The organism is Shewanella sp. MF05913 (genome assembly GCF_059758095.1).
Genome location: NZ_JCAYNT010000020.1, coordinates 1 through 21,895, shown reverse-complemented (window position 1 = coordinate 21,895; position 21,895 = coordinate 1). Strand labels below are relative to the sequence as shown.

19 protein-coding genes are annotated in these 21,895 nt (G+C 44.4%); 17 read left to right on the top strand and 2 right to left on the bottom strand.

Translation table 11 applies throughout. The annotated features are described in order from the left end of the window. Positions 1-355: 355 nt before the first annotated feature. The 15 genes from mraZ (at position 356) to lpxC (ending at position 17,358) form a co-directional block, all read left to right on the top strand. Positions 356-814 carry a division/cell wall cluster transcriptional repressor MraZ gene (gene mraZ / locus AC19MV_RS18630; RefSeq protein ID WP_432403752.1) on the top strand — a complete coding sequence of 153 codons (459 nt, stop codon included), beginning with the start codon at positions 356-358 and terminating at the stop codon, positions 812-814. 24 nt (positions 815-838) lie between these two features. Next, positions 839-1,780 carry a 16S rRNA (cytosine(1402)-N(4))-methyltransferase RsmH gene (rsmH, locus tag AC19MV_RS18625; protein ID WP_432403754.1) on the top strand — a complete coding sequence of 314 codons (942 nt, stop codon included), beginning with the start codon at positions 839-841 and terminating at the stop codon, positions 1,778-1,780. A 14-nt stretch (positions 1,781-1,794) separates the two neighbouring features. Continuing rightward, positions 1,795-2,109, top strand: a complete 315-nt coding sequence (ftsL, locus tag AC19MV_RS18620) for a cell division protein FtsL (RefSeq protein WP_432403756.1) — start codon at positions 1,795-1,797, stop codon at positions 2,107-2,109. A gap of 11 nt (positions 2,110-2,120) precedes the next feature. After that, entirely contained in the window at positions 2,121-3,869 is a 1,749-nt protein-coding gene (locus tag AC19MV_RS18615; protein ID WP_432403758.1) for a penicillin-binding transpeptidase domain-containing protein, read from the top strand. Further along, positions 3,853-5,346, top strand: a complete 1,494-nt coding sequence (gene murE, locus AC19MV_RS18610; protein WP_498309418.1) for a UDP-N-acetylmuramoyl-L-alanyl-D-glutamate--2,6-diaminopimelate ligase — start codon at positions 3,853-3,855, stop codon at positions 5,344-5,346. Before AC19MV_RS18615 ends, murE begins: the two co-directional genes overlap by 17 nt. Beyond that, entirely contained in the window at positions 5,343-6,716 is a 1,374-nt protein-coding gene (locus tag AC19MV_RS18605) for a UDP-N-acetylmuramoyl-tripeptide--D-alanyl-D-alanine ligase (protein WP_498309416.1), read from the top strand. The genes murE and AC19MV_RS18605 overlap by 4 nt, the downstream gene beginning before the upstream one ends. Next, positions 6,717-7,799, top strand: coding sequence for a phospho-N-acetylmuramoyl-pentapeptide-transferase (mraY, locus tag AC19MV_RS18600; protein WP_498299477.1), 1,083 nt, complete (start codon positions 6,717-6,719; stop codon positions 7,797-7,799). A gap of 21 nt (positions 7,800-7,820) precedes the next feature. Then, positions 7,821-9,143, top strand: a complete 1,323-nt coding sequence (murD, locus tag AC19MV_RS18595) for a UDP-N-acetylmuramoyl-L-alanine--D-glutamate ligase (RefSeq protein ID WP_432403766.1) — start codon at positions 7,821-7,823, stop codon at positions 9,141-9,143. Continuing rightward, complete coding sequence (gene ftsW / locus AC19MV_RS18590) at positions 9,133-10,347, top strand: cell division protein FtsW (protein WP_498309484.1); 1,215 nt, start codon at positions 9,133-9,135, stop codon at positions 10,345-10,347. The genes murD and ftsW overlap by 11 nt, the downstream gene beginning before the upstream one ends. Continuing rightward, positions 10,347-11,450, top strand: coding sequence for an undecaprenyldiphospho-muramoylpentapeptide beta-N-acetylglucosaminyltransferase (gene murG / locus AC19MV_RS18585; RefSeq protein WP_432403768.1), 1,104 nt, complete (start codon positions 10,347-10,349; stop codon positions 11,448-11,450). The genes ftsW and murG overlap by 1 nt, the downstream gene beginning before the upstream one ends. 1 nt (position 11,451) lies before the next feature. Then, positions 11,452-12,918 (top strand): UDP-N-acetylmuramate--L-alanine ligase, encoded by a 1,467-nt coding sequence (gene murC / locus AC19MV_RS18580; protein WP_432403770.1) that lies wholly within the window; start codon positions 11,452-11,454, stop codon positions 12,916-12,918. A gap of 112 nt (positions 12,919-13,030) precedes the next feature. After that, positions 13,031-13,801: a cell division protein FtsQ/DivIB gene (locus AC19MV_RS18575; protein WP_432403772.1), complete on the top strand. Its 771-nt coding sequence runs from the start codon at positions 13,031-13,033 to the stop codon at positions 13,799-13,801. Then, a complete protein-coding gene (gene ftsA / locus AC19MV_RS18570) occupies positions 13,798-15,033 on the top strand; it encodes a cell division protein FtsA (protein ID WP_101088499.1) in 1,236 nt (411 codons plus the stop codon). Before AC19MV_RS18575 ends, ftsA begins: the two co-directional genes overlap by 4 nt. Before the next feature lie 26 nt (positions 15,034-15,059). Then, on the top strand, positions 15,060-16,226 hold the full coding sequence (ftsZ, locus tag AC19MV_RS18565; protein ID WP_432403775.1) for a cell division protein FtsZ: 1,167 nt from the start codon (positions 15,060-15,062) through the stop codon (positions 16,224-16,226). Between the two features lie 211 nt (positions 16,227-16,437). Further along, positions 16,438-17,358: a UDP-3-O-acyl-N-acetylglucosamine deacetylase gene (gene lpxC / locus AC19MV_RS18560; RefSeq protein ID WP_432403778.1), complete on the top strand. Its 921-nt coding sequence runs from the start codon at positions 16,438-16,440 to the stop codon at positions 17,356-17,358. A 3-nt stretch (positions 17,359-17,361) separates the two neighbouring features. On the opposite strand, the gene AC19MV_RS18555 is transcribed toward lpxC, so the two are convergent. Further along, positions 17,362-17,814: a DUF721 domain-containing protein gene (locus tag AC19MV_RS18555; RefSeq protein ID WP_188958953.1), complete on the bottom strand. Its 453-nt coding sequence runs from the start codon at positions 17,812-17,814 to the stop codon at positions 17,362-17,364. A gap of 27 nt (positions 17,815-17,841) precedes the next feature. On the opposite strand from AC19MV_RS18555, the gene AC19MV_RS18550 reads away from it, so the two are divergent. Further along, the gene (locus AC19MV_RS18550) at positions 17,842-18,741 is read left to right on the top strand and encodes a M23 family metallopeptidase (protein WP_432403780.1); all 900 of its coding nucleotides are present in this window, start codon (positions 17,842-17,844) and stop codon (positions 18,739-18,741) included. Between the two features lie 58 nt (positions 18,742-18,799). Further along, a complete protein-coding gene (gene secA, locus AC19MV_RS18545; protein ID WP_432403782.1) occupies positions 18,800-21,520 on the top strand; it encodes a preprotein translocase subunit SecA in 2,721 nt (906 codons plus the stop codon). Between the two features lie 188 nt (positions 21,521-21,708). Here the strand turns inward: secA and AC19MV_RS18540 are convergent. Next, positions 21,709-21,895 (bottom strand): hypothetical protein (locus tag AC19MV_RS18540; RefSeq protein ID WP_498309414.1); only part of this gene is annotated, 187 nt, incomplete at its 5' end.

Here is a 21,895-nt window from a genome sequence, read left to right as displayed (position 1 = left end):
AATTTGTGAGTTTTTATTCTGATTAATTCGCATCGATTGCGGTGCTAATTCAACCAAAAGGTGGATTATTAGCGCTATTAAGAGATGTTAATAAAAAGATCACCACCGATTTTTAGCCGATAAAATGACCGTTATGTGTCTGGTTTAACTCATTTACCCTGATTTTAAGCTGTTTTTAACAACTGGCTTTGTCATTCATCCCGTTTGAGATTAATTTGCTGCTAACCCGCTTGGGGTCTGGATTTAATATATCTGTCCATTGCTTGACAACACTTGCATAGAGTCCCTAAACTTAGCATTTGTGGGAAAAAGTGGATCATTGTGGATCAAATGCTAACAAAAGAGGTCTCATAACGTGTTTCGGGGTGCCAGTGCTATCAATATGGACGCTAAAGGACGGATCGCAATTCCTGCGAGATACCGTGACGCGTTACGTGTAGAGCATGCCGGTACTGTGATTATCACTGTTGATATTGAATCCGCCTGTTTGTTGATTTATCCATTACATGAATGGGAGCAGATTGAAGCAAAGCTTAAATTGCTTTCAGATACCGTTCCACTTGAACGTTCCTTTAAACGAAAATTACTAGGTCATGCCCAAGATTGTGAACTAGACAGCCACGGACGCATTGTGATTCCGCCGGCTTTACGAAGTTTTGCCAGCTTAGAAAAGAAAACCATGCTGGTGGGCTTACTGAATAAATTTGAACTATGGGAAGAGTCAGCTTGGCAACAACAGATGGATGACGGTAATACACTCATCCACAGCCAAGATTTAGCCAGCAATGAACGCTTGGCACACTTTTCACTGTAGAGACCAAAAGGTTAGAAGAACCCAATGAGCCAAGAGTTTGCCCATTTATCTGTATTACTGAATGAGACCGTTGATGGTCTCAATATCCAACGTGATGGCATCTATATTGATGGCACGTTTGGTCGTGGTGGACATTCTCGTCATGTGCTGAGCCATTTGGGTGAAAACGGTCGCTTAATTGCAATCGATCGCGATCCTCAAGCCATTGAAGCGGCAAAGCAATTTGCAGATGATCCGCGGTTTCAAATCGTACATGGCGGTTTTGGTCAATTAGCACAATATGTCGAAGAGTTAGGACTGACCGGTAAAATTAATGGCGTGTTATTAGATTTAGGCGTGTCGTCACCGCAGTTAGATGATGCCGAACGTGGTTTTAGTTTTTTACGTGACGGACCATTAGACATGCGTATGGACAACAGTCAGGGGCAAACGGCAGCTCAATGGATTGCTCGCGCTGAAATTGAAGACATGGCATGGGTATTTAAAACCTATGGAGAAGAGAAAAACTCTCGTCATATTGCTCGCTGTATTGCAGCAGACCGTGAAAAAACACCGTTTTTACGTACTAAAGATTTAGCCGATTTAATCGCACGTATTACTAAAAATAAAGAACGCAATAAGCACCCTGCAACGCGCGTGTTTCAGGCAATTCGTATTTATATCAATAGCGAGCTAGAGCAGATTGATCAAGCTCTTGAAGGTGCATTAACGGTATTGGCGCCACAGGGGCGTTTGTCGGTGATCAGTTTCCACTCGTTAGAAGACCGTATGGTAAAGCGTTTTATTCGCCGCCATAGCCAAGCTGAAAGCGTGCCATATGGATTGCCTATTATGGAAGCAGAGCTTAATAAATCGCGTAAATTAAAGGCGGTTAGTAAGGCTCTAAAGCCTTCTGATGCAGAATTAGAACAAAATCCTCGTGCCCGCAGCTCGGTTTTACGAGTTGCTGAGCGCTTAGATTATTAGTCTTTGAGGTTAATGTGAGCCAATCGACATTAAGTTTACCTCGAATTGTGTTGCAAGATCTTTGGCGTCACAAGTGGATTGTGTTGTTGGGGATGTTAGTCGTCTCTAATGGCATTGTGGTGGTGTATACCAGCCATGTGACGCGACAATTGATATCGCAGTGGGATCATTTGCTGCAAGAGCAAGATCGATTAGATATTGAATGGCGCAACTTATTATTAGAAGAGCAGTCGCAGTCTGAACACAGCCGTGTGACGCGAATGGCAACAAAAGAACTCAATATGGCGCGGCCGCTTCCAAAAGAAGAAATCATCATTCGAGTTCAGTGAGCATAGGGATTATGGCAAGACAAGCAAAACGAAAATTAAATCACGAACTGATCCCATGGCGTTTATACGTTGTGGTGGGGTTTGTTTTGCTATTATTTTGCAGCCTGATTGCACGTGCAGCTTATATTCAAATTATTGAGCCTGACAAACTGCGGCACGAAAGTGACATGCGCACCTTGCGTACCACCAGTAATCAAGTTCAACGTGGATTAATTACCGATCGTAACGGCGATATGCTCGCAGTCAGTGTTCCAGTACGTGCGGTGTGGGCTGATCCTAAGCATGCTCACGATCAAAATGCATTTAAAGACATGCGTCGTTGGCAAGCGCTAGCGGATGTATTGCAAGAGCCTGTCGATGAATTGGTTCGTAAAGTAAAAGGTAACCCGAAAAAACGTTTCGTTTACTTAAAACGCCAAGTGACTCCAGCCGTAGCTGATTACATCCAACAGCTCAAAATTGGCGGGATTTATCTTAAGTCAGAATCGCGTCGTTATTATCCAAGTGGTGAAATAGCAGCCCAGTTAATCGGTATTACTAATATCGATGACGTGGGTATTGAAGGTATCGAAAATACCTACAACACCTGGCTTACTGGTACACCCTCAAAGCAAAAAGTGCGTAAGTCGCGCGACGGTAGTGTGGTTGAACGTTTAGATATGGTGCAGGAGGGTGAAAGCTCGAACGACCTTGTATTAAGCATTGACCAACGTATTCAGCAATTGGCCTATCGTGAACTCAAGCGTGCCACCGAGATGTACCAAGCAACATCGGGCTCCGTTGTGGTGATAGACGTGCTCACCGGTGAAGTGTTAGCAATGGCAAATACTCCCTCTTATAATCCTAATTCTCGCGATAACTTACAGACTCACCGTATGCGTAATCGCGCATTAACCGACACCTTTGAGCCTGGATCTACCGTCAAACCGTTTGTGGTTGCAGCGGCATTAGAAGCTGGCACCGTCAAGGCAAATGAGCTTATCCAAACCTCGCCAGGTTGGATGCGTATTGGTGGTCGTCAAGTGCGCGATTCTAACAACTACGGCGAAATGTCGCTGGCAAAAATCCTTGTTAAATCAAGTAACGTTGGCATCAGTAAGTTGGCATTGTCTATGCCGGTGCAACAGTTATTGGGCACTTATCAGTCAATGGGGCTGGGTAATTATTCTGGCATCAATTTAACTGGCGAAAGTGCTGGGCTTATTCATGACCGTAACCGCTGGTCTGACTTTGAACGCGCCACCTTATCCTTTGGTTATGGCTTTACCGCGACGCCTCTGCAAATTGCGCGTATGTACGCCACGTTAGGCAGCGGCGGTGTGTTGTATCCCGTTTCGATTTTAAAACTCAAGCAAGCCCCTAAAGGCGAGCAAGTTATTTCTACTCAAGTGGCTAAAGATGTCATGCAAATGCTTGTGGGCGTGACCGAACTGGGCGGCACCGCGAGACAGGCTCATATTGACGGTTATCCGGTGGCGGGTAAAACCGGTACCAGCCGTAAAGCCGTTGCAGGAGGTTATGGTGATGATTATGTTGGCTTATTTGCCGGTGTCGCACCTGTTCACAAACCTCGATTAGCGATTTCAGTGGTGATTAATGAACCGAAAGGTGACAAATATTATGGCGGTGATGTCGCAGGGCCTGCTTTTGCCAAAATTATGTCCGGGGCATTGCAAATGCTGAATGTTGAGCCAATTTCAGAGCGAGAGGCTATCCATTTAGCCACTGCGCAAGGAGCGCAGCATGATGTTATTAAATGATTTATTAGCACCGTGGTTTCATTATGCTGGCTCAGAGTCGATTAATGGCTTAACACTAGACAGCCGCAGTGTCAGCCAAGGTGGATTATTTGTTGCTCTACCTGGTTATAAAGTCGATGGTCGCGAGTATATTTCACAAGCTATCGATGCCGGCGCTGCTGCAATATTGATTCATACTGATAATCCTGATCAGCACGGCTTAGTCGATTTACAGCAATACCAAGTTCCGTTGGTGTATTTTTTCCAACTGTCGCGACAGTTGTCTGCCGTTGCTGCCCAATTCTATGCAACTCATACCCATTCATTAGCATTAATTGGCGTAACGGGCACTAACGGCAAAACCTCTGTTAGCCAAATCATTGCACAAATCGTGAATTTGCTCGGACACCCAGCGGCCGTTATGGGTACGTTAGGTAATGGCATTTGGGGACAATTAGTCGACAGCGGTAATACAACGGCTGATGCCATTACCGTCATGAAGCAATTAGCCGAGTTTAATGCTCAAGGAGTGAAAGTGTGCGCCATGGAAGTGTCTAGCCATGGTTTAGTGCAAGGCCGTGTAGAGGCCGCCCCCTTCGAAACGGCTATTTTTACTAATTTAAGCCGCGATCATCTTGATTATCATGGTGATATGGATGCTTATGCTGCTGCTAAAAAACGCTTATTTCATTTCCCTAGCTTAAAACACGGTGTGATTAACATTGATGACGCCACAGGTACCAAGTGGTTTGCTGAGCTCGCTAATCGTCAGATTAAGTCGTTCAGCACTCAAGGTGATGCCAGTGCCGACTTTTATTGTACCGAGGTGCAATACCATGATGCAGGTGTGAGCGCTGTGTTGCATTACCCTGCATTAAATGGCCAGAGTAGCTTGTCGGCCCACATTGAATCACCATTACTGGGCGCATTTAATTTATCAAATGTAGTCGCAGCCATTGCAGCTCTGTATTTGCAAGGCATGTCGATGACCGCCATGCTCGCGGTGATGCCAAATTTGGTGCCCGTAGCCGGTAGAATGGAGCGTTTTTCTGCTGCGAATAAAGCCACTCTAGTGGTTGATTATGCGCATACGCCAGATGCCATTGAGCAAGCACTAAAAGCATTGCGCGTGCACTGCCAAGGTACCTTGTGGTGTGTGTTTGGTTGCGGCGGTGATCGCGACAAAGGTAAACGACCATTAATGGCGCAAGCCGCTGAGCAATATGCAGACAAAGTGATGATCACTAGCGACAATGCGCGCAGCGAAGATCCACAAACCATTATCAACGATATTTTACAAGGCATCAGCCAACCCAATAATGTGCTAACACATGTTGATCGTATTGAGGCTATTACTCGTGTTGCAGCATTAGCACAAGCAGATGACATTGTATTGCTTGCAGGTAAAGGGCATGAAACCTATCAAGAAGTTGCAGGTCAACGCATCGATTATGATGAACGCGCTTTAGCACTTGCTTTGTCTAAGGACGCATTATGATTAGTTTATCGCTTGCTCAACTCGCTGAGCACTTACAAGGTCAATTGCACGGTAAAGATCAAGCTATCTCAGCGGTAAGTACCGATAGTCGCAAAATTGAAGCAAGGTGTTTATTTGTTGCGTTAAAAGGTGAGCGTTTCGATGGTCATGATTTTGCCAAAACGGCCATCGATAATGGCGCAGCGGCATTGTTGGTTGATCATGTTCTGCCGTTTGATGTTGCGCAAATTGTGGTTGCCGATACTCAAAAAGCCATGGGCAATATTGGCGCGCTTGTGCGTCAACACGTTAACCCAATCAGCATAGCGTTGACGGGTTCTAACGGTAAAACCAGCGTGAAAGAAATGGTTGCCACTATTTTATCGCAACAACACCAAGTGTTATTTACCGCAGGTAATTTCAATAATGAAATCGGCGTACCGTTAACACTGCTGCGTTTAACTCAAGGCGATGAATATGGCGTGTTTGAGTTAGGTGCCAATCATCGTGGTGAAATAGATTACACCTCTTCATTAGTGCAACCGCAAGTGGCATTAGTGAATAATATTGGCAGTGCACATCTAGAAGGCTTTGGTTCGCTTGAGGGGGTGGCCGAAGCCAAATCAGAAATTTTTAATCATCTGGCTAACAACGGCACTGCGATTATTAATGCTGATGATAAATATGCCCCTTATATGCTGCAACGCTCGCAAGGCCACAAGCAGTTGCGTTTTTCGTGTCAGGCAGACGTTGATGCAGACGTTAAAGCTATCGATATTGAAGCTGACGAAAATGGCTGTTGCCAGTTTATGTTGACCTTCAATGGTCAGCAAATCGCGGTGCAATTGCCTCTGGCAGGATTACACCAAGTGAGTAATGCACTTGCTGCCGCGTCTATGTGTCTAGCACTCAATATTCCGTTATCGGTTATCGCGCAAGGGTTTGTATTATTGCAACCGGTAAAAGGGCGTATGCAACCGCATAAGCTCGGGCGCATGCTGTTAATTGATGACAGTTATAACGCAAATCCCACTTCAGTCAGTGCTGCAATCAATTGGTTGCAACAACGTGATGGTTATCGTTGTTTAGTGCTGGGAGATTTGGGCGAATTAGGCGACAATGCTGCCCCTTTGCACGCCAGCGTTGGATTGCAGGCGAAAAATGCAGCAATAGAGGGGTTATTCTGTTGCGGCCAACTTTCGGGCCATACCAGTGAGGCATTTGGTAGCGAGCATTTTTCCGCACAAGACAAATTGATTGTCGCATTACAACAACACCTCAAAGATGTTGAAGGCAATGTGACTATTTTAGTTAAAGGTTCTCGCAGCGCTGCTATGGAGCGGGTTGTCGACAGTTTATTGAATGCCTATGGGCGTGGGGAGTTAGTGTAGATGCTGGTTTATCTAGCCGAGTATTTAACCCAATTTTATAGCGGGTTTAACGTTTTTTCATATGTAACGTTCCGGGCTATTTTAGGCTTGTTGACTGCATTGGTGTTTAGTTTGTGGTGGGGACCGATTTTAATTAAGCGTCTGCAAATGCTGCAAATTGGTCAGGTTGTACGTGATGACGGTCCAGAATCGCATTTCAGCAAACGTGGCACCCCGACAATGGGTGGAATTCTGATCCTTGCAGGTATTTTTATCAGTGTGTTGCTATGGGGTGATTTATCGAATCGCTACGTATTAGTCACGCTGTTTGTGTTAGGCAGTTTTGGCGCGATTGGCTTTATTGACGATTACCGCAAAGTGGTTAAAAAGGACTCTAAAGGCCTTATTGCTCGTTGGAAATATGCACTGCAATCAATTGCAGCAATCATCGTGGCCGTGTTTTTATACAGCTCTTCGACCATGAATGGCGAAACACAATTAGTGGTGCCGTTTTTTAAAGACGTGATGCCACAACTTGGGTTGATGTTTATTGTATTGGCTTACTTCACCATTGTGGGTGCGAGTAATGCCGTGAACTTAACCGATGGTTTAGATGGCTTGGCGATTATGCCAACGGTTATGGTTGCGGCAGCATTTGCGTTAATTGCTTACTTGTCTGGTCATGCACAATTTGCCAGTTATTTACATTTACCGCATTTACCTCTAGCCGGTGAACTGGTGATTGTGTGTACCGCAATGGTCGGTGCTGGCTTAGGCTTTTTGTGGTTTAACACTTACCCAGCACAAGTCTTTATGGGTGATGTTGGGTCATTGGCATTAGGGGCAGCATTAGGTGTTATTGCTATTCTGGTTCGCCAAGAGATTTTGTTGGTAATTATGGGCGGCGTATTTGTAATGGAAACCGTGTCGGTGATCTTACAGGTAGGTTCGTACAAGTTGCGCGGTCAGCGTATTTTCCGTATGGCGCCTATTCATCATCACTATGAGTTAAAAGGATGGCCAGAGCCACGGGTTATTGTGCGCTTTTGGATTATCTCATTGTTTTTAGTGTTATTGGGTCTTGCGACTCTAAAACTACGCTAAGCAATCATTAAGGTAGATATTATGCAATCTAAGTACACGCACATTGTTTTAGGCTTGGGAGCTACAGGGCTTTCAGTCGTGCGTTTTTTAGCAACTAAGGGCATTAAGCCCTTAGTGATGGACAGTCGTCGTAATCCTCCAGGGGCAGAGACACTGGCACAAGAATTTGCAGATATTGAATTAATAAAGGGTGGGTTTGATTGTCGCTACTTAGTGCAATCGAGTCAGATCATTATCAGCCCTGGTGTACCTATTGATACCCCTGAAGTGCGTGCTGCACTGGACATGGGTATTGAAGTCATTGGCGACGTAGAGTTATTTGCTCGTGAAATTGCCGATCGTAAACCTTGTGTTGTTGGTATTACCGGCTCAAACGGTAAATCTACCGTGACCACATTGGTTTACGAAATGCTGCAAAAAGCCGGTATGTCTGTCGCCATTGGCGGCAATATCGGCACGCCTGCATTGGATTTACTCAGCGAAGATGCTGAGTTTTATGTGCTTGAATTGTCGAGTTTTCAGTTGGAAACCACGCATTCGTTAAATTGTATTGCTGCGACCTGTTTAAACATTAGCGAAGATCATATGGATCGCTACAGTGACTTGAACTCGTATCGCGAAGCCAAATTACGTTTATACCCACAAAGTCGATTTGTGATGTATAACCTCGATGATGAGCTCACGTATCCATTAGAGCCAATGAACCAAAATCATTTTTGCCTTGGCGTACCAGAAGGCGATGCTTGGGGATTAAGTGATGGCAAGATTTTCCATGGCGACAGTGAGATTGTTAACTTAAATGAAGTGTCATTGATTGGTAGCCACAACCACGCCAACTTACTTGCGGCAATGTCACTGGCGTATGCTTGTGGTGTCGATAAAGAGTCGATGGTTGATGTCGCGAAGCATTTTGTTGGTTTAAGTCATCGCTGTGAATTGATCGGTGTCAAACAAGGTGTGTCGTATATTAACGACTCAAAAGCCACAAACGTAGGTGCAACCGTTGCTGCATTAGAAGGGTTAAATTCGCACCTGGGTGATTTATATTTAATTGCGGGCGGTGACGGTAAAGGCAGTGATTTCAGTCCGCTTACTGAACCGCTGGCTAACATTACTCAGCTGATTACGTTAGGCCGTGATGGACCTAAAATTGCCAAGTTAAAAGCAGACTCAATAGCCGTTAATAGCATGGCAGAAGCGGTAGCCAAAGCGGCAGAATTAGCATCGTCTGGTGATATCGTTTTACTGTCGCCTGCCTGTGCCAGTTTAGATATGTATAAGAGCTTTATGGCTCGTGGCGATGACTTTAAGCAATGTGTGGAGTCGTTACCCGATGGCGAGTAACGAGCAACAACTCAGCTTGTTTAAACAAGGCTTGAATTGGGCTTTACCGTCATTGTTGTCTGACAACAGTGCACCGGGAATGCCGCTGTATGATCGTAGTTTTTTAGTGGCGATTATTGGCTTGATGTGTTTTGGTTTTGTCATGGTCATGTCGGCTTCTATGCCGGAAGCCACAAAGCTAACTGGCGATCCATTTTATTTTATGTATCGCCACGTGCTGTATTTAGTTGGCTGTGTGGTGATTGCGTTTTTTGTGTTGAAGTTTGAGGTTAGCTACTGGGAAAAAAACAGTGGCATGTTGATGCTAGGCGTACTGGTATTGCTCATTGCCGTATTGTTTATTGGTACCTCGGTAAACGGCGCAAGGCGCTGGTTGTCTATTGGGCCAATACGTATTCAAGTCGCTGAAATGGCCAAGTTTGTTTTTATTGTTTACATGGCAGGCTATTTGGTTAGGCGTCATGGTGAGTTACGCGAAAACCGCAAAGGCTTTATTAAGCCTATTGGTGTATACGGTTTATTTGCATTGTTAATTCTATTGCAGCCTGACTTGGGTACTGTGGTGGTATTGTTCGTGTGTACGGTAAGTTTATTGTTTTTAGCCGGCGCCAGAATCATCGACTTTATGGCGTTGATTTTGTTGGGGGTCATCACATTTGTGCTGCTGGTATTGTTTGAGCCATACCGTATGCGACGAGTAACCTCGTTTATGGACCCATGGGAAGACCCATTTGGCAGTGGTTATCAGTTAACACAATCATTAATGGCATATGGCCGTGGTGATTGGTTTGGCCAAGGTTTAGGTAACAGTATTCAGAAGTTAGCTTATTTACCTGAGGCACATACCGACTTTATTTTTGCAGTGATAGGTGAAGAGTTAGGTTTTGTTGGCATCATTATGGTATTGCTGGCGTTATTTTTTGTGGCTATCCGTGCGATTAGATTAGGCAACTTGTGTTTAAAGATGCAGCGTCCATTTGAAAGCTACGTGGCATACGGCGTCGGGATTTGGGTGTGTTTCCAAACAGTCGTTAACGTGGGCGCCAGTATTGGTATGCTGCCAACTAAAGGGTTAACACTTCCCTTTATTAGTTATGGCGGCAGTAGTTTATGGGTCATGACCGCGGCGGTGATGTTACTGGTCAGAATTGATTACGAGCGCCGGCTGAGTTTGGTGCAAGCCGTCCAAGGGAGAACAAGTTAATGAATAGCAATGTGAGTCGTTCTCCACGTATTTTGGTGATGGCAGGCGGCACTGGCGGGCATGTATTTCCTGCTCTGGCAGTGGCGAAATATTTGGCTGAAAAAGGCTGGCAAGTGCGTTGGTTAGGCACGGCTGACCGAATGGAGGCGCGTTTAGTGCCTCAGCACGGCTTTGATATTGAGTTTATTGATATTAAAGGTGTTCGCGGCAATGGCCTTATTCGAAAATTAGCCGCACCATTTAAAATAGTGCGTTCGATTATTCAAGCTAAAGCCGTGATAGATGATTTTAAACCGAATGTCATTTTAGGCATGGGTGGATTTGCCAGCGGCCCTGGAGGTGTAGCGGGTAAGTTATCGGGTGTACCAGTCGTTTTGCACGAGCAAAATGCCATCCCCGGAATGACCAATAAATTGCTGTCTAAAATTGCTAAAAAGGTATTGTGCGCGTTTCCCAATACCTTTGGCAATAACGTCGCGAATGTGGAAGTTGTTGGTAATCCTATTCGCCAAGAGCTTATCGCATTAGGCGAACAAACCAAAAAGCCGCAAGTCGATGCGTTACGCATTTTAGTGGTCGGTGGCAGTTTAGGTGCCAAAGTGCTCAATGATGTGATGCCTGCAGTGGTAGCTCATTTAAGCAAACATCACTCTATTACGGTATGGCACCAAGTGGGTAAAAATAACCACACTGCAGTTAAAGCCAGTTATCAGCAATTAGGCCAGCTAGACACGGTTAATGTGGCTGAATTTATTGATGATATGGAAGCCGCTTATCGTTGGACAGATGTGGTTGTTTGTCGCTCAGGTGCGTTAACCGTATCTGAACTCGCCGCAGTAGGGCTCCCAAGTATTTTGGTGCCTTATCCACATGCAGTAGACGATCATCAAACCGTAAATGCGTCAGTGTTGGTTGATGCTGGTGCAGGCTTTTTATTACCGCAAACGATTTTAAATGCTGACAACCTTGCTGAAAAATTGCAGTTGTTTGCTGAACATAGAGAAGAACTCGCCCAAATGGGCCGAAAAGCACGAGGCGTTGCAGTGTTAGATGCCACTCAACGAGTAGCAGATATTTGTGCCTCAGTAGCAACAAAGGGTTGAAATGACAAAGACAGAAAGATACGCACAACTTCGTAGCATGATCCCTGAAATGAGACGGATCAAGCGCATTCATTTTGTTGGCATCGGTGGTGCTGGCATGGGTGGTATTGCCGAAGTGTTAGTCAATGAAGGCTATCAAATCAGTGGTTCTGATATTGCGGTTAATAGCGTAACAGAACGCCTACAAAGCTTGGGTGCAAAAATCATTATTGGCCATCAGGCCCAAAGTGTTGAGCAAGTTGATGTGGTGGTGGTGTCTACCGCAATTAACCCGCAAAACCCTGAGATTATTGCAGCAAAAGAATTACGTATTCCGATTGTTCGCCGTGCTGAAATGTTAGCAGAGTTGATGCGTTATCGTCATGGTGTGGCTATTGCTGGCACTCACGGTAAAACCACAACAACCAGTTTAATTGCCAGTGTGTATGGTCAGGCAGAGCGTGATCCAACATTTGTGATTGGTGGACTGTTAAACAGCGCAGGCACGAATGCACGTTTAGGCAAAAGCCGTTATCTGATTGCTGAAGCGGATGAAAGCGATGCAAGCTTTTTGCACTTGCAGCCAATGGTCAGTGTGATCACCAATATCGAAGCGGATCACATGGATACTTATGGTGGCGACTTTGAAAAGTTAAAAACCACCTTTGTCGATTTTTTACATAACTTGCCGTTTTATGGTGTTGCCGTTATGTGTATTGACGACGATGTCATCCGTGAAATTATGCCGCGTATTGGTCGCCAGGTAGTGACTTATGGCTTTAGTGAAGATGCCGATGTGCAAGCGATTAATTTTGCGCAAAACGGCCATCAATCAAGCTTCACTGTGAAACGCCACAATAAGGATGATTTAGACATTGTCTTAAATCTACCTGGGCAGCATAACGTATTGAATGCTTTAGCCGCGATAGCGGTAGCAAGTGAAGACGACATAGATGATAACTCGATTGTACAAGCGTTAGCAGAATTTGAAGGCATTGGTCGCCGTTTCCAGCACCTAGGTGAATTTGCGACTCCTAACGGTAATGTCATGTTGGTCGACGATTATGGTCATCATCCAAGTGAAGTGCTGGCAACGATTAAAGCTGCGCGTGCAGGTTGGCCAGATAAACGCCTCGTTATGGCGTATCAACCGCATCGTTATAGTCGTACACGTGATTTATATGAAGACTTTGTTGATGTATTGTCGCAAGTCGATTGTTTACTGCTACTTGATGTTTATGCCGCAGGTGAAGCACCTATTCCTGGTGCCGATGGACGAGCGCTGTGTCGTTCAATTCGTTTGCGTGGGCAAATTGATCCTATTTTTGTTGCCAGCCCAGATCAATTAGCCGCTGTCTTGCCAGATGTATTACAGGATGGTGATTTATTTTTTACTCAAGGTGCAGGTAATATCGGGGCGTTATCGAAAGAATTAGCCCTTAGCGAATTAGGCTTTAAAGCTCAGCAAGAAGAACAAGGAAATGATTGATTTTTCATCAATTGTTGTGTTGAAAAATCGAGCTTTAATCCTAAAGGATTGGTCGATATAATGGCCGATCTTTTGGGGCTAACCCCGGAACAACGTCAGAGGCGGATTTAAGGTGTCGTGGAGCGATAAAGGGCGCCAATTAAAACAGAATCTAGCACGTGTAAATTGGTATTTTTGCACTGGCGTACTGTTTTTACTATGTGTGCTTGGCACAGTTGTTTGGGGTGGAATACAGCTTCATAATCTGCTTAATGATGCAGATGCTCTGCCCATTGAGGCGGTAGCCGTTAAAGGTGAGAGGCTCTACACCACCGATGACGAGATTAAAAATGCGCTGCAATCGTTAATGCAAAATAGTTTTTTTAGCGCAGATGTACTTGATGTGCAAAAAGCATTAGAAGCCTTACCGTGGGTTTATCATGCTTCAGTAAGACGAGAGTGGCCGGCAAAATTTAAAGTGACTCTGCAAGAGCAACAAGCAGTGGCACATTGGAATAACACCGCGTGGTTGAATGTAAATGGTGAGGTTTTTGAAGCGCTTGCGCATGCAGAACACACCAGTTTACCACTCTTATCAGGCCCAGAAGGAACTGAGCAAGAGGTGTTAACCAGTTTTCAGCAATTAAATGATTTACTAACAATAAATGGCTTCACCTTAGTCAATTTACGTTTAAGTCCTCGTCATGCTTGGCATGCAGTATTAGCCAACGGGATTGAAATTGAGCTCGGGCGAGAAGATAAAATGTCACGGATACAACGCTTTATTAATGTGTATCCGACGTTGAAGCAAAGTGATAAACCAGTTGCAACCGTTGATTTACGTTACGATACCGGGTTTGCAGTAGGCTGGGGTGATTCAAAACAGAGAGTCGACAATAAATGACCAAAAATCAGGAAAGAAACCTCATCGTGGGGCTAGATATAGGGACATCCAAGGTCGCAGTGATCATTGGTGAAGTATTACCTGATGGTGAGATTAGTGTCATTGGTTTAGGTAACCATCCTTCACGTGGTATGGACAAGGGCGGTGTTAACGATCTCGACTCTATAGTACGCAGTGTGCAACGTGCATTAGATCAGGCTGAGTTAATGGCTGATTGCCAAGTGTCGTCAGTGTATTTAAGCATTTCGGGTAAGCACATTGCTTGTCAAAACGAAAACGGCATGGTGTCAATTAACGACGAAGAAGTGACTCAAGAAGATGTTGATAATGTCATTCATACCGCTCGCTCAGTAAAAATACCGACAGAGCGCCGTATTTTGCATGTGTTACCGCAAGAGTATTCAATCGACGTTCAAGATGGCATTAAAAGCCCTATCGGTATGTCTGGCATGCGTATGGAAGCCAAAGCGCACATCGTGACATGCGCCAATGATATGGCCAAAAACATAACCAAAAGTGTTGAACGTTGTGGGTTAAAAGTCGACGACTTAGTGTTTTCAGGGATTGCGTCAGCAGACTCTGTACTGACTAACGACGAGAAAGATTTAGGCGTATGTATCGTCGATATTGGTGGTGGAACGACCGATATTGCTGTATATACCAACGGCGCATTACGTCATTGTGCGGTTATCCCAGTAGCGGGTAATCAAGTGACCAGTGATATCGCTAAAATTTTTAGAACACCGTTAACTCATGCCGAGCAAATTAAAGTGCAATTTGCTAGCGCAAGAAGTTCAACGGTAAGTCGCGAAGATAGCATTGAAGTACCGTCAGTAGGCGGTCGCCCTTCGCGCAGCATGTCCAGGCATACATTGGCTGAAGTGGTTGAGCCAAGATATCAAGAATTGTTTGAGCTCGTGCTTAAGCAGCTGCAAGACAGTGGGTTAGAAGACCAAATTGCAGCAGGTATTGTACTCACCGGAGGCACGTCCTCAATATCAGGTGCAGTTGACATTGCCGAGGCAACATTTGGTATGCCAGTTCGTGTGGCATCACCGTTGCCTGTAAAAGGGTTATACGAATATGTGGATCAGCCTATTTACTCAACAGGAATAGGCTTGCTTCATTATGGCGCTAGGCGAGTCATCGAACGTCAGTTCGAGCGACCAGAGCGTCAAGGGGTTACCAGCTTTTTGAATCGGGTCAAAAGTTGGTTTAAAGGTGAATTTTAATAACGCAGACATACGGAGATCAGACAATGTTTGAGATCATGGACACTCATTCAGACGAAGCGGTGATTAAGGTCATCGGCGTCGGTGGTGGCGGCGGAAACGCTGTCGAACATATGGTAAAACACAGCATCGAAGGTGTTGAATTTATCGTCACAAATACAGATGCGCAAGCATTACGTAAATCAAGCGCGGGTTCTACAATCCAGCTTGGACGTGATGTGACTAAAGGCCTTGGTGCTGGTGCAAACCCAGATGTGGGTCGTCAAGCCGCTGAAGAAGATCGCGAAAATATTCGTGCGGCCATTAAAGGGTCAGATATGATCTTTATCGCAGCCGGTATGGGCGGTGGTACGGGTACTGGTGCCGCACCTGTCGTAGCAGAAATTGCGCGCGAAGAAGGTATTTTAACTGTTGCTGTTGTGACCAAGCCTTTTCCTTTTGAAGGTAAAAAGCGTATGGCCTATGCAGAACTGGGCATTGCCGAGTTAGCTAAACACGTGGATTCGTTAATTACGATCCCAAATGAAAAGCTGCTTAAAGTGCTTGGCCGTGGTACTTCATTGCTTGATGCATTCGCTGCAGCCAACAACGTACTACTTGGTGCAGTTCAAGGTATTGCAGAGTTAATTACTCGTCCAGGTCTAATCAACGTCGATTTCGCCGATGTGAAAACGGTAATGTCTGAAATGGGTAATGCCATGATGGGCACCGGTGTCGCACGTGGTGATGATCGCGCTGAAGAAGCTGCAGAAGCTGCAGTGGCAAGCCCATTACTTGAAGATATTGATCTAGCGGGTGCGCGCGGCGTACTGGTTAACATTACCGCAGGTATGGACATTACAATCGAAGAGCTTGAAACTGTGGGTAACCACGTTAAAGCTTACGCATCAGACAATGCGACTGTCGTTGTTGGTGCTGTCATTGATCCTGAAATGAGCGACGAGTTACGTGTTACTGTTGTTGCTACTGGTATTGGCGCAGAGAAAAAGCCAGACATTCAATTGGTGTCTAAACCTGTTGCACGTCCAGAGCCAGTTGCCATTGAGCCTCGTCCAGAGCCTGTTGAAGAAGTGATTCCTCAAACTAGCTATGCGGCGCCAAAAGGCAACGCGGTTCCACAGCAACAACCTTCTCAACGTCCTGATGCTGATTATCTTGATATTCCAGCATTCTTACGTAAGCAGGCTGACTAAAACTCGGATAAAACGTGATGTTTTCGCGTGATTAATGAGTACGCTGTTGTAATAAAGGTTATGTTGCAAGCCGGTTTACGGATTTGCTACTGGGTCAGTGATTTTTTTGTGAAAATCCAAACTTATGGTAGCATGTCATACCAGCTCTGCATGATAGTCTTAGGCTATTTTTGCAACTATTTGTTTAATATTGATATTTACGGGTTAATGAATGATTTTTCAAAGAACTGTTCAAAAAATGGTGAAGAGCACTGGAGTCGGATTGCATTCTGGCAATAAAGTGACTCTATGCATTATGCCCGCACCAGTAAATACAGGGATTGTACTTAAGCGTACCGATTTAAGCCCAGCTGTGTCTATTCCAGCCAAGGCCGATATGGTGCGTGAAACCACTATGTGTACAGCCTTAGTAAACGATGCTGGTATTAGAATATCAACGATTGAGCATCTGTTTGCGGCACTTGCCGGCTTAGGCATCGATAATGCAATTATCGAAGTCGATGCACCAGAAATCCCGATTATGGATGGTAGTGCAAGCCCGTTTGTGTTCTTACTGCAAAGTGCAGGCATCAAAGAACAAGCGGCGCCGAAAAAATACCTGAAAATTACCAAACCCGTGCGTGTTGAAGATGGTGATAAATGGGCTGAGCTAAAACCTTTTAAAGGGTTTAGAGTTGATTTTAAAATTGACTTTGCTCATCCAGAAATTGCCCGTAGTCAACAACACATGATTATGGATTTTTCAACTTCAGCGTTTGTTAAAGACATTAGTCGTGCCAGAACATTTGGTTTTATGCGTGATATTGAATACCTACGTGCAAATAATCTTGCACTTGGTGGCAGCATGGAAAATGCCGTTGTACTTGACGAATATCGTGTATTAAACCCTGATGGTCTGCGTTATGAAGACGAATTCGTTAAGCACAAAATTCTCGATGCATTTGGTGATTTGTATGTTGCAGGTCATGCCATCGTTGGCGAATTTGTTGCTTATAAAACCGGACATGCGTTAAACAACCAACTCGTGCGTGCATTACTTGCTCAGCAAGATGCATGGGAGTTAGTCAGCTTTGACAAAGAGGCTGATGTTCCCGTCAGCTTCATGGTTCCGGGTGCGCTCGCGCACGCTTAATCGTTAAGATTGCCTATTACGGCTGGCTAATGCAGCCAGCCGTTTTAGTTTTTCACCTAGCGTACCATCGACATGTTCCGCCAATGCTTCAATATGTTGTGCTGCAGTGGTACTAATAACGTTTTGATTGGTGCTAACTTGTGGCTTAACTAATGCAAGCCCAGGATTGACTTTAACCTCAATAGCGGTAAGCATCGGAAGCGTGTCAATTTGAAGCTGTTGTAATAGCTTCTGCTTTTGAAAGTTTATTCTTGCAGCCCATGCTGCAGATGTAGTTTCAATAACAAGAACACCCTGGCGGAGATTAGCAACTTTAAGCTGCTCTGCTACAGGACCATTTAATGTCTGTTTTACATATTGATTCAGATTATTTAATAGTTCTGCTTTCTCGGCAAGTTCAGGCAGTCTCCCAGACAAATGGACTAAATTACTGAGATCTTGAGGGGGCTTTTTCATATGATAATAAGATGGCTGAATTAGGCTATGAGTGTAACAGTTTTTATTCAAGGTCGAAATGGCGTAACACGTTGGCAACCCAGCAAACGGTGGTTACTCCTACCTATTATTCTTATGGCCACAGGCACTGGAATATATCAATACAACACTGACCGCTTTGCTAGCCAACAAGCTAAAGTTGACGAAAACAAACAATTACGTCAACAGCAAACGCAACAAGTGATTGAACTCAAAACCGCAACTGAAACCCAATTAGCAGCACTTGTTGCTCATGTGGCGAAAATGCAAGCCAAAATTACCCGACTTGAAGCCCTTGGCCAACAAGTTGCGCAAAATAACCTCCTTGATGATCAATTTGATTTCTCTACAGAAGTTGGACTCGGTGGTTTAAGCGAAATAGGTAATGGCGTCGAATTAAGTCAGCTTATCGATGAAATGAGTAAGCTGGCATCCAGAATTGATAATAATAATGTTCAGTTATCCCTACTTGAAACAGTAGCATCTAATCTCCATATAGATGAAGAGCGTTATATATCAGGGCGGCCAATCGATAAAGGTTGGTTATCTTCGCCCTATGGTTTACGAAATGACCCTTTTAGCGGCCGACGAACAATGCATAAAGGCATTGATTTTGCCGGTAAAGAAGGGGCGGATGTTACAGCAACTGCAGCAGGCGTTGTAACATGGTCAGGAAGCATGCTTGGGTATGGCGAGTTAGTCGAAATAGATCATGGTAATGGTCTTCGCACTCGATATGGTCATAATAAATCTCTGTCAGTAAACGTAGGTGACGTGGTTGCCAAAGGCGATAAAATTGCCAGTATGGGAAGCACAGGCCGTTCAACCGGCCCCCATGTGCATTACGAAGTGTTGCGCGGTAAGCAACAAATAGATCCACAAGAGTACGTTTACCGCAAAGCAAGTTAATAATATTAACGGTTAATGCGCTCAAATGAGCCAAACCTACAACAGATAAGTGATTAAGATGTTAGGCAAACTACTGACAAAAGTATTCGGAAGTCGCAACGATCGCACTCTGAAAAATCTCGGCAAAATCGTAAATCAAATTAACGCATTAGAGGCTGACTATGAAAAGCTATCTGATGAAGAGTTAAGAGCCAAAACAGAAGAGTTTCGTCAGCGCTTAGACGGCGGCGAAAACCTAGACGGCATCATGGCTGAAGCTTTCGCGGTAGTGCGTGAAGCGTCAAAACGTGTTTTCGATATGCGCCCCTTCGACGTACAGCTACTTGGCGGTATGGTATTAGACAGTAACCGTATTGCTGAAATGAGAACCGGTGAAGGTAAAACATTAACGGCAACATTACCTGCATACCTTAACGGAATATCAGGTAAAGGTGTTCACGTTATTACCGTAAACGATTACTTAGCGCGTCGTGATGCTGAAAACAACCGTCCATTATTTGAATTCTTAGGCTTAACCGTAGGCATCAACGTTGCCGGTTTAGGTCAACATGAAAAGAAAGAAGCTTATAACGCTGATATTACCTATGGTACTAACAACGAATTTGGCTTCGATTACCTTCGTGACAACATGGCGTTTTCACCACAAGAACGTGTACAGCGCCCACTGCATTACGCACTGATTGACGAAGTCGATTCAATCTTAATTGATGAAGCTCGTACGCCATTAATTATTTCAGGTGCTGCAGAAGATAGCTCAGAGCTATACGCTAAAATCAACTTGTTAATTCCAAGTTTAATTCGCCAAGATAAAGAAGACACCGAAGATGAAATTGGTGAGGGCGACTACAGCATCGACGAAAAAGGCAAGCAAGTTCATTTAACTGAACGAGGCCAAGAGAAAGTTGAGCTACTTCTTATCGAAAAAGGCATGTTAGCTGAGGGGGATTCACTTTACTCAGCCACTAACATCTCTTTATTACATCATGTTAATGCCGCATTACGTGCGCATACATTATTCGAAAAAGATGTCGACTATATTGTTCAAGATGATGAAGTCATTATTGTTGATGAACATACCGGTCGTACCATGCCTGGTCGCCGTTGGTCAGAAGGATTACACCAAGCTGTTGAAGCTAAAGAAGGTGTTAATATCCAAAATGAAAACCAAACGTTAGCGTCTATTACTTTCCAGAACTACTTCCGTCAGTATGAAAAACTGGCTGGTATGACAGGTACCGCAGATACTGAAGCATTCGAATTTCAACACATCTATGGATTAGACACCGTTGTGGTGCCAACTAACCGTCCTATGGTTCGTAACGATATGGCCGACTTAGTCTATCTGACTGCACCAGAGAAATATGCCGCCATTATTAAAGACATCGAAGGTTGTCGTGAACGTGGTCAGCCAGTATTAGTCGGTACCGTGTCCATTGAGCAATCAGAATTGCTTAATTCATTATTGAAAAAAGCTAACATTCCACATAGCGTGCTAAATGCTAAATTCCATGAGAAAGAAGCTGAGATTGTTGCCCAAGCCGGTAGTTTAGGTGCTGTGACTATTGCAACTAACATGGCTGGTCGTGGAACAGATATCGTATTAGGCGGTAACTGGAACATGGAAATTGAAGCGCTAGATAATCCAACTGCAGAACAAAAAGCTAAAATTAAAGCTGATTGGCAAATACGTCACGACGAAGTACTTGCAGCAGGTGGTTTACACATTTTAGGTACAGAGCGTCATGAGTCACGCCGTATCGATAACCAGCTACGTGGTCGTGCGGGTCGTCAAGGTGATGCGGGTTCTTCACGTTTCTACTTATCGATGGAAGACAGCTTAATGCGCATCTTCGCATCAGACCGCGTGTCGGGCATGATGAAAAAGCTTGGTATGGAAGAGGGTGAGGCTATTGAGCATCCTTGGGTATCGCGTGCAATTGAAAATGCTCAACGCAAAGTAGAAGCGCGTAACTTTGATATTCGTAAGCAACTTCTTGAATATGACGATGTTGCCAACGACCAACGCCAAGTTGTCTACGCACAACGTAATGAGTTAATGGACGCTGAAAGTATTGAAGATACCATTAAAAACATCGAACAAGATGTTATTGCCGGTATTGTCGACCAGTATATCCCACCACAGTCACTTGAAGAGTTATGGGATGTTAAAGGTTTAGAGCAACGTCTCAGTAATGAATTTAATCTCAAACTCACTATTCAAGAATGGTTAGATAAAGAAGAAGACTTACATGAAGAAACGTTACGTGAGCGTATATTAGGTTCATGGACTGAAGCTTACCAAGCGAAAGAGCAAATGGTTGGTGCGCAAGTGCTGCGTCAATTTGAAAAAGCGGTAATGCTGCAAACGTTAGATGGATTGTGGAAAGAGCATCTAGCCGCAATGGATCATTTACGCCAAGGTATTCACTTACGTGGTTATGCGCAAAAGAACCCTAAACAGGAATACAAGCGTGAATCATTTGAATTATTCCAGCAAATGCTCGAATCATTAAAGAATGATGTTATCAGCGTACTGTCTAAAGTTCAGGTGCAAGCCCAATCTGATGTTGATGAAATGGAACAGCGTCGCCGTGATGAAGAAGCAAAAATACAACACGCTTATCAACACGCAGCAGCAGAATCACTAACGGGATCAGAAGAGCAAGCACCAGAAACACCGCGCACCGTTATTCGTGATGGTGAAAAAGTCGGTCGTAATGATCCTTGTCCATGTGGTTCAGGTCAAAAATACAAACAGTGCCATGGAAAGTTAAGTTAATAATCCATTTCACGAATTAAAAGGCAGCGTATATACGCTGCCTTTTTTATTTATAGGTAAGACTAAATCCCAACAAAACCGGGCTATTGTGGATAACTTTGGGGGTAAATAGTGCGTAACATGTAGTTAAGTACCCAAAGTGATAAAAGATCATAAAAAGATCGTTTTTTTACGTAAAAGCGCTTGCACTAAATCTTAAGCTGCCTATAATGCGCATCCACTGACACGGCAGACAGCGAAAGCAAAAACCGGTGAGTGTTATCAAGCCATTGAGGTGGCAGAGATAACGGCAAAAAGAAGTTTGAAAAAACACTTGACGCCATAAAGGGAATGCGTAGAATACGCAGCCCTGACCTACTGAAACGGTCAACGCTC

Bases quoted from the DNA above. Each gene is read 5' to 3' on its own strand.
- rsmH (WP_432403754.1), top strand. From the start codon at position 839: ATGAGCCAAGAGTTTGCCCATTTATCTGTATTACTGAATGAGACCGTT.
- AC19MV_RS18615 (WP_432403758.1), top strand. From the start codon at position 2,121: ATGGCAAGACAAGCAAAACGAAAATTAAATCACGAACTGATCCCATGG.
- murE (WP_498309418.1), top strand. From the start codon at position 3,853: ATGATGTTATTAAATGATTTATTAGCACCGTGGTTTCATTATGCTGGC.
- AC19MV_RS18605 (WP_498309416.1), top strand. From the start codon at position 5,343: ATGATTAGTTTATCGCTTGCTCAACTCGCTGAGCACTTACAAGGTCAA.
- mraY (WP_498299477.1), top strand. From the start codon at position 6,717: ATGCTGGTTTATCTAGCCGAGTATTTAACCCAATTTTATAGCGGGTTT.
- murD (WP_432403766.1), top strand. From the start codon at position 7,821: ATGCAATCTAAGTACACGCACATTGTTTTAGGCTTGGGAGCTACAGGG.
- ftsW (WP_498309484.1), top strand. From the start codon at position 9,133: ATGGCGAGTAACGAGCAACAACTCAGCTTGTTTAAACAAGGCTTGAAT.
- murG (WP_432403768.1), top strand. From the start codon at position 10,347: ATGAATAGCAATGTGAGTCGTTCTCCACGTATTTTGGTGATGGCAGGC.
- murC (WP_432403770.1), top strand. From the start codon at position 11,452: ATGACAAAGACAGAAAGATACGCACAACTTCGTAGCATGATCCCTGAA.
- ftsA (WP_101088499.1), top strand. From the start codon at position 13,798: ATGACCAAAAATCAGGAAAGAAACCTCATCGTGGGGCTAGATATAGGG.
- ftsZ (WP_432403775.1), top strand. From the start codon at position 15,060: ATGTTTGAGATCATGGACACTCATTCAGACGAAGCGGTGATTAAGGTC.
- lpxC (WP_432403778.1), top strand. From the start codon at position 16,438: ATGATTTTTCAAAGAACTGTTCAAAAAATGGTGAAGAGCACTGGAGTC.
- AC19MV_RS18555 (WP_188958953.1), bottom strand. From the start codon at position 17,814: ATGAAAAAGCCCCCTCAAGATCTCAGTAATTTAGTCCATTTGTCTGGG.
- AC19MV_RS18550 (WP_432403780.1), top strand. From the start codon at position 17,842: ATGAGTGTAACAGTTTTTATTCAAGGTCGAAATGGCGTAACACGTTGG.
- secA (WP_432403782.1), top strand. From the start codon at position 18,800: ATGTTAGGCAAACTACTGACAAAAGTATTCGGAAGTCGCAACGATCGC.